General features: G+C 72.9%; 15 protein-coding genes. 8 read left to right on the top strand and 7 right to left on the bottom strand.

The genetic code is table 11. The features are described 5' to 3' along the window. The first annotated feature begins 302 nt into the window (after window positions 1-302). Genes F8279_RS27100 through F8279_RS27085 form a run of 4 tightly spaced genes read left to right on the top strand, consistent with a single transcriptional unit; the run spans window position 303 to window position 3670 of the window. Window positions 303-2012, top strand: a complete 1710-nt coding sequence (locus F8279_RS27100) for a nitrite/sulfite reductase (RefSeq protein ID WP_151501448.1) — start codon at window positions 303-305, stop codon at window positions 2010-2012. A gap of 22 nt (window positions 2013-2034) precedes the next feature. Continuing rightward, window positions 2035-2193 (top strand): IS1 family transposase, encoded by a 159-nt coding sequence (locus F8279_RS27095; RefSeq protein WP_120573286.1) that lies wholly within the window; start codon window positions 2035-2037, stop codon window positions 2191-2193. Beyond that, window positions 2190-2939, top strand: a complete 750-nt coding sequence (locus F8279_RS27090) for a phosphoadenylyl-sulfate reductase (RefSeq protein ID WP_151501447.1) — start codon at window positions 2190-2192, stop codon at window positions 2937-2939. Before F8279_RS27095 ends, F8279_RS27090 begins: the two co-directional genes overlap by 4 nt. Beyond that, complete coding sequence (locus F8279_RS27085; RefSeq protein WP_175438765.1) at window positions 2921-3670, top strand: sirohydrochlorin chelatase; 750 nt, start codon at window positions 2921-2923, stop codon at window positions 3668-3670. The genes F8279_RS27090 and F8279_RS27085 overlap by 19 nt, the downstream gene beginning before the upstream one ends. Before the next feature lie 63 nt (window positions 3671-3733). On the opposite strand, the gene F8279_RS27080 is transcribed toward F8279_RS27085, so the two are convergent. Beyond that, window positions 3734-3991: a WhiB family transcriptional regulator gene (locus tag F8279_RS27080; protein ID WP_013288358.1), complete on the bottom strand. Its 258-nt coding sequence runs from the start codon at window positions 3989-3991 to the stop codon at window positions 3734-3736. Window positions 3992-4438: 447 nt separating this feature from the next. Continuing rightward, the gene (locus F8279_RS27075) at window positions 4439-5389 is read right to left on the bottom strand and encodes a diacylglycerol kinase family protein (protein WP_091422330.1); all 951 of its coding nucleotides are present in this window, start codon (window positions 5387-5389) and stop codon (window positions 4439-4441) included. 43 nt (window positions 5390-5432) lie between these two features. Between F8279_RS27075 and F8279_RS27070 the strand changes: the two genes are divergently transcribed. Next, window positions 5433-5834 (top strand): hypothetical protein, encoded by a 402-nt coding sequence (locus tag F8279_RS27070; protein WP_091423258.1) that lies wholly within the window; start codon window positions 5433-5435, stop codon window positions 5832-5834. Between the two features lie 68 nt (window positions 5835-5902). On the opposite strand, the gene F8279_RS27065 is transcribed toward F8279_RS27070, so the two are convergent. From F8279_RS27065 to sodN, 3 genes are read right to left on the bottom strand one after another with little or no spacing between them, the layout of a single operon-like run. Further along, complete coding sequence (locus tag F8279_RS27065; protein ID WP_091422333.1) at window positions 5903-6307, bottom strand: ATP-binding protein; 405 nt, start codon at window positions 6305-6307, stop codon at window positions 5903-5905. 32 nt (window positions 6308-6339) lie between these two features. Further along, window positions 6340-6864 carry a GNAT family N-acetyltransferase gene (locus F8279_RS27060; protein ID WP_091422337.1) on the bottom strand — a complete coding sequence of 175 codons (525 nt, stop codon included), beginning with the start codon at window positions 6862-6864 and terminating at the stop codon, window positions 6340-6342. Continuing rightward, window positions 6861-7265, bottom strand: coding sequence for a superoxide dismutase, Ni (gene sodN, locus F8279_RS27055; protein ID WP_013288353.1), 405 nt, complete (start codon window positions 7263-7265; stop codon window positions 6861-6863). Before sodN ends, F8279_RS27060 begins: the two co-directional genes overlap by 4 nt. Window positions 7266-7343: 78 nt before the next feature. On the opposite strand from sodN, the gene F8279_RS27050 reads away from it, so the two are divergent. The 3 genes from F8279_RS27050 to F8279_RS27040 all read left to right on the top strand — a co-directional run bounded on the left by F8279_RS27050 (window position 7344) and on the right by F8279_RS27040 (window position 10055). After that, window positions 7344-7682, top strand: coding sequence for a S24 family peptidase (locus F8279_RS27050; protein WP_151501446.1), 339 nt, complete (start codon window positions 7344-7346; stop codon window positions 7680-7682). 157 nt (window positions 7683-7839) lie between these two features. Continuing rightward, window positions 7840-9015: an NADP-dependent malic enzyme gene (locus F8279_RS27045; protein WP_091422344.1), complete on the top strand. Its 1176-nt coding sequence runs from the start codon at window positions 7840-7842 to the stop codon at window positions 9013-9015. Window positions 9016-9092: 77 nt separating this feature from the next. After that, window positions 9093-10055 (top strand): zinc-binding dehydrogenase, encoded by a 963-nt coding sequence (locus F8279_RS27040; protein WP_175438766.1) that lies wholly within the window; start codon window positions 9093-9095, stop codon window positions 10053-10055. A 4-nt stretch (window positions 10056-10059) separates the two neighbouring features. Here the strand turns inward: F8279_RS27040 and F8279_RS27035 are convergent, their stop codons facing one another. Together F8279_RS27035 and F8279_RS27030 are read right to left on the bottom strand one after the other, a co-directional pair. Beyond that, a complete protein-coding gene (locus tag F8279_RS27035; RefSeq protein ID WP_151501445.1) occupies window positions 10060-11025 on the bottom strand; it encodes a chlorophyllase in 966 nt (321 codons plus the stop codon). A gap of 40 nt (window positions 11026-11065) precedes the next feature. Beyond that, the gene (locus tag F8279_RS27030; RefSeq protein WP_151501444.1) at window positions 11066-11599 is read right to left on the bottom strand and encodes a nucleotidyltransferase domain-containing protein; all 534 of its coding nucleotides are present in this window, start codon (window positions 11597-11599) and stop codon (window positions 11066-11068) included. Window positions 11600-11624: the final 25 nt, after the last annotated feature.

Here is an 11624-nt window from a genome sequence, read left to right as displayed (position 1 = left end):
TGACCAGCAGAACCGCGGGCAGCAGCGCCACCAGCCACCACGCGAACACGGCCGGCTTCCGCTGTGTGGCAGCATGAGGCACATGACCGCCGCTGTCGTCCGCCGCTTCGTGGCTCGTCGCCACGTCGATTACGGCCGCGTGCGCAGCGCGATCTGTCCGGCCCACTGACGACGCCCGACCCTTCCGTCTCGGGCGCGTACTCGCGCCGGCCGTCATCGACATCGCCGTCCACGGCCCTCTCCAGGGCCGGCCGCCGCGTCCGCGCTCCAGGCACCGCAGCAGACCCATGGAGGACGCCGCGATGGCGGTCAGCAGCACCCCGACCCGTCCCGACAGCCCGGCGCCTGCCGCCCGTGCGCCCCGCCGGCCACGCGGCGAGGGGCAGTGGGCGCTCGGGCACCGTGAGCCACTCAACCCCAACGAGCGGATCAAGAAGGACGACGACCCGCTGAACGTGCGGGACCGGATCGAGAACATCTACGCCCACCGCGGTTTCGCCTCGATCGACCCGCAGGACCTGCGCGGCCGGTTCCGCTGGTGGGGCCTCTACACCCAGCGCCGGGCCGGCATCGACGGCGGGCGTACGGCGGTGCTGGAGCCGCACGAGCTGGAGGACGAGTTCTTCATGCTCCGGGTGCGGGTCGACGGCGGCCAGCTCAACCTGGCCCAGCTCCGCGTGATCGCGGACATCTCCCGGGAGTTCGCCCGGGACACCGCCGACATCACCGACCGGCAGAACATCCAGTACCACTGGATCCGGGTCGAGGACATGCCGGAGATCTGGCGCCGGCTGGAGGCAGTCGGCCTGCAGACCACCGAGGCGTGCGGCGACTGCCCCCGGATCGTGCTCGGCAGCCCGGTGGCCGGGGTGGCCCGGGACGAGGTGCTCGACCCGACCCCGGCGATCGACGAGATCGTCCGCCGGTACGTCGGCGACAAGGCCTACTCCAACCTGCCCCGCAAGTTCAAGACCTCGATCTCCTGGCTGGTCGACACGCCGTACGAGGCGAACGACATCTCGTTCCTCGGCGTGGAGCACCCGGAGCACGGGCCCGGGTTCGACGTGTGGGTCGGCGGCGGGCTCTCCACCAACCCGATGCTCGCCAAGCGGCTCGGCGTCTGGGTGCCGCTGAACGAGGTACCGGACGTCTGGGCCGGTGTGGTCGGCATCTTCCGCGACTACGGCTACCGCCGGCTGCGCAACCGGGCCCGGCTGAAGTTCCTGGTCGCCGACTGGGGCGTGGAGCGCTTCCGGGAGGTGCTGGAGAAGGAGTACCTGGGCCGGACGCTGCTCGACGGTCCGGCCGCGGACCTGCCGGCGAAGCCGGTCGACCACATCGGCGTGCACCCGCAGAGCGACGGCGCGAACTACGTGGGCGCGGCCCCGGTGGTGGGCCGGGTCTCCGGCACCCAGCTGGCGCAGCTCGCCGACGTGGTCGAGGCGCACGGCAGCGGCCGGGTGCGGCTCACCCCGTACCAGAAGCTGCTCGTGCTGGACGTGCCGCCGGAGCGGACCGAGGAGCTGGTCGCGGCGCTGGGCGGAATCGGCCTGGAGGCCCGGCCGTCGGCCTGGCGGCGCGGCACGATGGCCTGCACCGGCATCGAGTTCTGCAAGCTCGCGATCGTGGAGACCAAGCGGCGCGGCGAGGATCTGGTCGCGCGCCTGGAGGAGCGGCTGCGCGACTTCGACGCGGACATCTCCATCCACCTCAACGGCTGCCCGAACGCCTGCGCCCGCACCCAGGTCGCGGACATCGGGCTCAAGGGCCAGCTCGTGGTCGGCCCGGACGGCCGGCAGGTCGAGGGCTTCCAGGTGCACCTCGGCGGCGGCCTCGGCATGGCGCAGGGGCAGACCGCCGGCTTCGGCCGCAAGCTGCGCGGCCTGAAGACCACCGCCGAGGAACTTCCGGAGTACGTGGAACGGCTGGCCCGCCGCTACCTGGCCGGCCGGACCGAGGGTGAGACGTTCGCCAACTGGGTGATCAGAGCCGACGAGGAGGAGCTCCGATGAGCGAGCGAAGCGAGGTGGCGCGATGAGCGATGCCCGATCCGCGCCTCTCTACTGCCCGTACTGCGGGGAGGAGGACCTGCGGCCGCACGAGGCCGGGCACGGCGCCTGGGAGTGCCACGCCTGCGCGCGGGTCTTCACGGTGAAGTTCACCGGCCTGCTGAGCCGGGCGGTGAACCGGTGACCGGCCTCGTCTCCGCCGCCGGCCTCGGCCTGATCGGCTCGGCCGAGCCGGCCCGCCGCGACCCGGAGGAGCTGCGCGGGCTGGCCGAGGAGGCCGGCCGGGAGCTGGCGGACGCGCCCGCGATCGAAATCGTCCGGTGGGCCGCGGAGACGTTCGGCGAGCGGTTCTGCGTGACCAGCTCGATGGCCGACGGCGTGGTGGCGCACCTGGTGTCCCGGGTCGCGCCCGGCGTCGACGTGGTGTTCCTGGACACCGGGCTGCACTTCCCGGAGACGCTGAGGGTCCGCGACGAGGTGGCCCGCCGGATGCCGGTGCGGGTGCGCTCGATCCGGCCCCGGATGACAGTGGGCCAGCAGGACGGCCAGTACGGCCCGCGCCTGTTCAACAGGTCCCCGGACGACTGCTGCCAGCTGCGCAAGGTGGAGCCGCTGGAGCGGGCGCTGTCCGGGTACGACGCCTGGGCCGCCGGGCTGCGCCGGGACGAGTCGCCGACCCGGGCGAACACGCCGGTGGTGGGCTTCGACGCGCGGCGCGGCAAGGTCAAGGTGAACCCGATCGCGGCGTGGACGCAGCGGGAGGTGGACGCCTACGTGGCCCGGTACGACATCCCGGTGAACGAGTTGTTCGCCCGCGGTTACGGCTCGATCGGCTGCTGGCCGTGCACCCGGCGGACGAAGGCGGGGGAGGACCCCCGGTCCGGCCGCTGGGCGATGTTCGAGAAGACCGAGTGCGGTCTGCACACCTGAGCGCCGGGCCACCGGTGGTGCTGGTGGCCCACGGCAGCCGTGACCCGCGTGCGGCCGAGGCGACGCGGGCGCTGGCCCGGGCCGTGGCGGACACGTGCCCCGGCCGTCCGGTGCTGCCGAGCTGGCTCGACCACACCGATCCCGGGCCGGCCGAGGTGCTGCGCGGGCTGGCCGCCGCCGGTCACTCCCGGGCGGTGCTGGTGCCGCTGCTGCTGACCGCCGCGTACCACCGGAAGGTGGACATCCCGGCGGCGGTCGCGGCGGCCGGCGCGGACATCGAGGTACGGGTGACCGACGTGCTGGGGCCGACCGGCGGCGGGGTGGACGGCGGGCTGTTGGACGGGCTGCGCCGCCGCCTGGCGGAGGCGACCGGTGACGGGCCGGGCGGGCTGGACGCGGTGGTGCTGGCGGCGGCCGGCACCCGGGATCCGGCGGCGCGTGCCTCGGTGGGGCGGGTCGCCGCGGCGTTCGGCGCGGGGCTGGGCGTGCCATGCCGCGTCTCGTACGCCTCGGCGGCGCCGCCGGAGGTCGGCGGCGCGGTGGCGCGACTGCGCGCCGCGGGTGCCCGCCGGGTCGCGGTGGCGGCCTACTTCCTGGCCCCGGGCCGGTTCCACGACGGGGTACGCATGTCGGCCCGGTCGGCCGGCGCGGTGGCCGTGGCGGATCCCCTGACCGACCTGCCGGAGCTGGCGGACCTGGTCCGGCGGCGGGTGGAGGCGGTGGCGGGCTGACCCGGTCCGGGACAGCAGAACGCCCCGGCCGGAATCCCGGCCGGGGCGGTCAGCGTGTACGGGTCAGGCGGAGTGAGCGCGCAGTACCCGGAGACCGCCGCGGCGCTTCACCGCGCGACGCTCCTCTTCGCTCATCCCACCCCAGACGCCGGCGTCCTGACCGGACTCCAGCGCCCACTGCAGGCACTGGTCGGTCACGGGGCAGCGCCGGCAGACGGCCTTCGCCTGCTCCACCTGCAGGAGGGCCGGGCCGGACGTCCCGATCGGGAAGAACAGCTCCGGGTCCTCGTCGCGGCAGACCGAATCGTGGCGCCAGTCCATGGCGGCAACACTCCTCATTCTTAGTGGGTGGCCAGATAACGCTTCGTTGCTATTTCTATTTGCGTCCGCATTGCCGAAAGGTGACGGTCAGCATCCATCAATTCGGCGCAGCGTGAGCAGGCTGTGGGGTGCCTGGACCTGCTGGAACAGCTCAACCGAACGAGCATATCCAGGCAATGTCCCGGCAACACGAGTTCGCTTGTGAATACTTTCACGAACTACAGCGATGTCAAGGGTGGCGCTCGGAAAAACTCCGAACAGTGAGCGGGCTCACCACCCATTTGTCCGGGTTTGCCAGAGCCCTGGTTACCCGGCGTGCCACAGTCGATAATCAATGTAGTACGGTCTGCGTGACGTTGCTGACATTTCCGGCACCCTTCCTCGGCGTGGCGGCCACCGCGCCCGCGCGGCGGGGGGTCCGCGTCAACCGACTGGGATACCCGAGACCTAGCAGATTACTCTCAGTGCGGCCGGAACGGATGTGAATCGGACTTTCTCCCGCTCGCCGAGGTAGTCCCCGTCCAACTGGAACGGCAACGGGCGGTCCGAGACCACGGTGAACTCCGCCACGTCGTGCAGCCGCAGCACCTGCTTGCCGTGCGGATCCGGTTGCCTGGAGAAGAACTGCACCGCCGTACGGGCCGTGCTGGCCACCCGCAGCCGCCGCAGCGCGAGCACGTCGAGCCCGAGGTCGAACGACGCCTCCGGGTTCGGGTTGATCTCCCGGTCGCCCAGGTACGTCCACGGCGCGGTGTTCTGGATTATCGCGGTGGCCAGTTCCGTGGCGGGCGCCTCACCCGGGCGCTCCAGCGTGATCGACGGGTGGCGGCGGTCCGAGCCGACGAAGTACTGACTCGCGGTGGAGCGGAAGTAGAGCGCCGGGGTGGAGACGCGCCCCTTCTTGCGGGCCTGTTCCACCCGGCGGATCACCGCCGCGTCCAGCCCGAAGCCGGCGCAGAACGTGAAGTAGCGGTCGTCGGCCCGGCCCAGCCCGATCGTGCGCGACCGGCCCAGCCGCAGCCCTTCGAGGATCATGCTGGTGCCGTCCGGCCACTCCCGGGGCAGCCCGAGCGCGCGGGCGAAGACGTTTGTCGAACCGCCCGGCACGGTGGCCAGCGCGGGCAGCCGCTCAGCCGAGGTCTGTCCGGTACGGAACGTCGGCGGCTCCGCCGCCATCAGGCCGTTCACCACCTCGTTGACGGTGCCGTCACCGCCGAGCGTGACGACCAGGTCGACGCCCTCCTGGGCGGCCTCCCGGGCCAGGTCCATGGCGTGGCCCCGTCGGCGGGTGTACCGCACCGACAGGTCGACTTCACTGCGCAACGCCCGGACCAGCACGTCCCGGCTGCGCTCGCTGGTGGTGGTGGCCTTCGGATTGACCACCAGGACGGCCCGCATGGGCGGCACTGTACCGCGACTACCCACCGGTATCGTGGCGCCCGTGACGATCGACTCCGACCCGCTCCCCGGCACGCTGCGCGCCGCGGTGCTCCTGCTACGTGCCCAGGCGGTGGCGCTGGGGCTGATCGCGGTGTGGCTCATCTGGTCCGACCTCACCGCCGACACGACGGATCTGACCTCGGCACTGCTGGTGACCGTCTTCGCCGTCGGCGGCGCGGTGGCGCTCTGGGCGCTCGGCGGCGCGCTGTCCCGCCGCCGCGCCGGCGCCCGCGCGCCGGCCATCGTGCTGCAGCTCATGCTGCTGCCGGTCGGCTGGTTCATGATCGAGGGCGGCATGGGGTGGCTCGGGGCGCCGCTGATGGCGCTCGGGATCGGCATGGTCGGGCTGCTGGTGAGCGGTCCGACCAACCGCGCGCTGGGCTTCGGCGAGCAGGCCCGCTGAACGCCGGCCCAGGCACCTGAACGCAGGCCCGGCCCGGACACCGCCGGGCCGGTGACCGCGAAGACCGGTCAGAAGCCGGCGCGCCGGGTCAGCAGCGAGATGGTGGCCCGGCCACCGGACGCGTGGGCGTTCGCCCCGGTGGTCAGCGCGGTGAGCACCTTCCACGCGAACGACGACTCGGACGGGAGCGTGGCGCCCCGGACCGTCGGCACCGTCACCTCGACGGTGAGCGCGTCCTCGGTGACCGCGAAGCGGCACTCCAGTTCGGCGTCGCGGGTGGCGATGGCGAGCAGCATGGCGCACGCCTCGTCGACGGCGATGCGCAGATCCTCGATCTCGTCGAGGGCGAACTGGAGCCGGGCCGCGAGGCCGGCCGTGGCGGTGCGGAGCACGCCGAGGTAACCACCGTCGGCGGGCACGGTGAGGTGGACGACATCATCGTCCGTCGTCGGGTGCCCGGTCAGTTGAGTCACGGCTCCTCCCTCCGGTGCGGGACTCTACCCGGTCAGAGGGCGGGCCGCGTGGGCGCGGCCGTCGCGTGCGTGGCGAGCTCGTGCAACGCCGGCCCGGCCAGGCGGTACGGGGTCCACTCGTCCATCGGCGTGGCGCCGATCGCGGCGTAGAAGCGGGCCGCCGGATTCCAGTGGATCATCCACCACTCCAGCCGCTGGTAGCCGCGCTCCACGCAGATCGCGGCGAGCGTCGCCAGCAGCATGCGGCCCGCGCCGGTGCCCCGGGCGGCCGGGCGGACGTAGAGGTCCTCCAGGTAGATGCCGTGTACGCCGGCCCAGGTGGAGAAGTTGAGGAACCAGAGCGCGAAACCGAGCGGCCGGTCCGACGCGTCGACCGCGACGTGGCCGTACAGCGCCGGTGACGGGCCGAACAGGGCCGCGTCGAGCTGGTCCGTGGTGAGGTGGCACTGCTCGGGCGCGCGCTCGTACTCGGCGAGTTCGTGCACCATGGCGACGACGGCCGGTACGTCCTCGGGACGTACCGGCCGGATCGTCGGAGTGCCGTCGGGCGACGTCACGCCTGCTTGGTCTCCCAGAAGATCTTCGAGATCTCGTCGATCTTCGCCAGCAGCTCGTCGGCCTTGGCCGGGTCGGTGCCGCCCTTGGCGCCGGCCGCGCCGGCCAGCTTGGTGGCCTCGTTGAACAGCTGGTGCAGGTGCGGGTACTTCTCGAAGTGCGGTGCCTTGAAGTAGTCGGTCCAGAGCACCCACAGGTGGTGCTTGACCAGCTCGGCCCGCTGCTCCTTGATCAGGATGGCGCGGGTGCGGAACTCCGGGTCGGTGTTGGCCTGGTACTTCTCGCAGATCATTTTGACCGACTCGGCCTCGATCCGGGCCTGGGCCGGGTCGTATACGCCGCAGGGCAGGTCGCAGTGAGCGCTGGCCGTCACCCGGGGCGTGAGGATGCGGGGAAGGCGCATCAGGGTCCTCCATGGGTTGTTTGCGATGATCCAAGACGACATTACTCCTGGAGACGCCCTCAGGGGCTGGGAGGTGACATGGCGCCCACCGGTGGACCTCCGGCTCTGCGCGGCCCGCTGGTGCCGGTGCTGGTGACCGGCCCGTCCATGTCCCCGACGCTGCGTCACGGCGACGCGGTGCTGGTCCGCACCGGAGGCCGGCCGGTACGTCCCGGGGACGTCGTCGTAGCGGTGTTCCGCAGCCGTCCCGACCTGCTCGTCGTCAAGCGGGCGGTGGAACCCCGCGACGGCGGATGGTGGTTGCGCGGCGACAACGAGTTCGTCGCCGACGACTCCCGGGCGTGCGGGGTGGCCGACGTCCGCGGCCGGGTGGTGGTCCGCTGGTGGCCGCGTCCGGGACGGGTCAGGAGCAGGTAACGACCGGAGCGGATATGACCCCGCTCACATACTGGGTGCCGAAGCGTGACTATGCTCGAAAAGTGCCCGGGTGACCCCCGCACCGCCGCGCCGCCGGTCGCTGACCACCGCTGACCACGCCGGCCGGTCCGTCTGCTCGACAGATCCTGGAGTCACCATGTCTTCGTCCACCCCGGACCCCGCCGATCCCGTCTTCCGCCTGCACGTCGGCGGCAAGATGGCAGTCGCCTCCACAGTGCCGCTGACCAGCCGCGAGGACCTCTCCCTCGCGTACACGCCGGGCGTCGCCCGGGTGTGCGAGGCGATCGCCGCCGACCCCGCGCTCGTCGACACCTACACCTGGGTGTCGCACACCGTCGCCGTGGTCACCGACGGTTCCGCCGTACTCGGTCTCGGCAACATCGGCCCGCGCGCCGCGCTGCCCGTGATGGAGGGCAAGGCGGTGCTGTTCAAGCAGTTCGCCGGCGTGGACGCGGTGCCGGTCTGCCTGGACACCCAGGACGTGGACGAGATCGTGGCGACGGTCAAGGCGCTCGCGCCCTCGTTCGGCGGGATCAACCTGGAGGACATCAGCGCACCGCGCTGCTTCGAGGTGGAGCGCCGGCTCGACGAGGCGCTGGACATCCCGGTCTTCCACGACGACCAGCACGGCACCGCGATCGTGGTGCTCGCCGCGCTGCGCAACGCCGCGACGCTGCTCAACCGCAAGCTCGGCGACCTGCGGGTGGCGGTCAGCGGCGCGGGCGCGGCCGGGGTGGCGGTCACCAAGATGCTGATCGCCGGCGGCGTCGACCCGGACCGGGTGGTGGTGTGCGACTCGCGCGGCATCATCGGCCGGCACCGCGAGCTGACCGGCACCAAGGCCGAGCTGGCCGAGATCACCAACGCCGAGGGCCGGCAGGGCGACATCACCGAGGCGCTGCGCGACGCGGACGTGCTCGTGGGCGTCTCCGGCGGCCAGATCCCGGAGGCGGCGGTGGCCGGCATGGCCCCCGGCGGCATCGTGTTCGCGCTGGCCAACCCCACCCCGGAGGTGCACCCCGAGGTGGCCGCCCGGCACGTGGCTGTGGTCGCCACCGGGCGCAGCGACTACCCGAACCAGATCAACAACGTGCTCGCGTTCCCGGGCGTGTTCCGTGGCGCGCTGGACGCCGGGGCCACCCGGATCACCGACTCGATGAAGGTGGCCGCCGCCGACGCCATCGCCGGCGTGGTGGCCGAGTCGCTGACCGCCGACGCGATCGTGCCGTCGCCGCTGGACCCGCGAGTCGCCCCGGCGGTGGCCGAGGCGGTCGCGGAGGCCGCCCGCCGCGACGGGGTCGCCCGCCGCTGACGTGTACGAGAAGGGGCCCGTCCTGTCGCGTTTCGCATAGGACGAGCCCCTTCTTAACTGCTGCTCAGCTTGTTACCGTGCCGATCATGCGTGCTGCCTTCGCCTCGGCCTTCGACGCCGACAACCCGCTCGCCGCGCTCGCCGTCGGCGACCGTCCCGAGCCGACCCACCCGCAGGACGACTGGGTCACGGTGCGGGTGCGGGCCAGCTCGCTCAACCACCACGACCTCTGGTCGCTGCGGGGCGTGGGTCTGACCGCCGACCAGCTCCCGATGATCCTGGGCTGCGACGCGGTCGGCACCGACCCGGACGGCAACGAGGTGGTCATCTACCCGGTGGTGCCCACCCCTGGCGACCCGCGTGGGGTCTCCATCCTCTCCGAGCACTACCAGGGCACGTTCGCCGAGCTTGTCGCCGTACCCCGGATGAACCTGCTGCCGTTGCCCGACGGCCTGTCGGCGACCGACGCGGCGTGCCTGCCGACGGCGTGGCTCACCGCCTGGCGGATGCTGACCACCAAGGGCCGGGTCGCCGACGGCGAGTCGGTGCTGGTCCAGGGCGCCGGCGGTGGCGTTGCCACCGCGGCCGTCGCGCTCGGCGTCGCGCTCGGCAAGCGGGTGTACGCGACCAGCCGCGACGCCGCCAAGCGGGAGCGGATCACCGAGCTGGGCGCGACCGCGCTGGAGCCCGGCGCGCGGCTGCCGGAACGGGTCGACGTGGTGATCGAGACGGTCGGCGCGGCCACCTTCGACCACTCGCTGAAGTCGGCCGCCCCGACGGCCCGGATCGTGGTCTCCGGCGCCACCGCCGGTCACGAGCCCAAGATCAACCTGCGCCGGGTCTTCGCCATGCAGCTGGAGATCCTCGGCACCTCGATGGGCACCCCGGACGAGCTGACCGAGCTGCTCGCGTTCTGCGCCGAGCACGAGGTGCGCCCGGTCGTCGACCGGGTGGTGCCGTTCAGCGAGATCTCCGAGGCGTTCGCCCGGCTGCACTCCGGTGAGGTCTTCGGCAAGGTGGTCGTCGACCACACCGCCTGACGCCTCAGAGCCGGTCGTCCAGGGTGGCCAGGCCGCCCCGGGCGGCGTCGGCCGGGAGGCGCTTCTTCGCCGCCGGGTCGCCGTAGAGCGTCCAGCGGAGGAACTCGACTGTGGTGTCGGCGACCACGCCCAGCGCCTTGCCGTCGCCGAGCAGCGCCCGGCCGTGGTCGCCCTTGGGCAGGCTGAGCATCGCCTTCGGCCACGGCACCGCGTCGTACACGGCCTTGCCGGCGGCGTACGACACCACCTCGTCGGCCTCCCCGTGCACGAACAACTGCGGCGCGGCGGCACCGGCGAAGGCGGTGCCCACGCCGAGCGCGGTGCCGGCGAAGACGATGCCCGCGTCCAGCCGCTCGTCCCGGCCGGCGGTGAACAGCCCGATCGTGGTCACGCCACCGGCGCTGTGCCCGGTCGCGGCCACCCGCTCCGGGTCCAGCCGGCCGCGCAGCGGATCATCCGCCTTCTCACCCAGCGCGAGCACCTGCGTCAGCACGTACGACACGTCGGCCGGCTGGTTGAGCACGTCCAGCGGGTTGCCGTCGGTGCCCCGGGAGGTGTGCGGGAAACGCGGCGCGGCGACCACGAAACCGGCCGCCGCCCAGCGGGTCAGCAGCGCCTGGTAGTCCTCCGGCCGCGCGCTCAGGCCGTGGCTGAACAGCACCACGGGGAACCGCCCGTCCGCCGCCGGGGCGGAACGCTCGACCGCGCCACCGGCCGCGCCCGCCGCCGGATACCAGAGCATCACCGGCAACGGCCGGTCGCCGTCGCGGTTCAGCTTCACCTGGCGTACGCCGACCGCGAAGCTCTCCGCAGGCGCCTTGCCGGCGGGTACGCGCGGAGCGGGTGTGGTGGTGGTCGGTGGGGCGTCGGGTGCGGGCCGCCCGGCCGGGGCGGTGGGCTGCTCCGAGCAGCCGGTGAGGGCGGCGCCGAGCACGGCGGCGGTGAGCAGGGCGACGGGACGACGGCGCATGAACTCGATTGTGCCTCGCGATTCCGGACGCCAGGCCCGGTCAGCGCGCCGGGTGACCGCCCGCTGACGCCCGGAGACGCGCCAGGTCGGCGGCGTCCTTGGCCCGGCGGGGGCGCTCCGGCATCCAGACCGGGAACATCTCCTTGAACTCGATCTGCGCCGCGACGCTGATCATCGGCGCCGTGAGCGTGCCGAGCCGGCCCGGTTGCCCGGCGAGCATGCCTTCCGGCAGGAGCGTGCCCGCCCACGGTCCGGCGCCGACGACGACCCGGCCGTCCGCGTCCCGGTCGAGGTACGCGAAGCTCAGTTCGACGTCGTCGCGCAGCAGGTCGAGCTGCGTCGTGGCGGGCATCCGGGGGTCGGGGCGCCAGCCGAGCGCGCCGAGCCGGTCGGCCAGCGTGTTGGCGTCGCGCTGCCAGCAGTACCAGTCGACGTCGACGTGCGGCCGGGTCACTTCACCGAGGTGGAAGTCCATCGCCCACCCCCCGCGCAGCCACACGTCCGCCCCGCAGGCGTCGCACACGTCGACGACCTCGCGGATCGCCCCCAGCTGCCGCCCTTCCAGCCCGTCCACCCCGGCACCCTACCCACCGGGGCAG

Source organism: Micromonospora sp. AMSO1212t, from assembly GCF_008868145.1.
GTDB classification, from domain to species: domain Bacteria; phylum Actinomycetota; class Actinomycetes; order Mycobacteriales; family Micromonosporaceae; genus Micromonospora; species Micromonospora tulbaghiae.
Note: the sequence above shows the minus strand (reverse complement) of the source record. Positions and strands in the feature narration are given on the sequence as shown.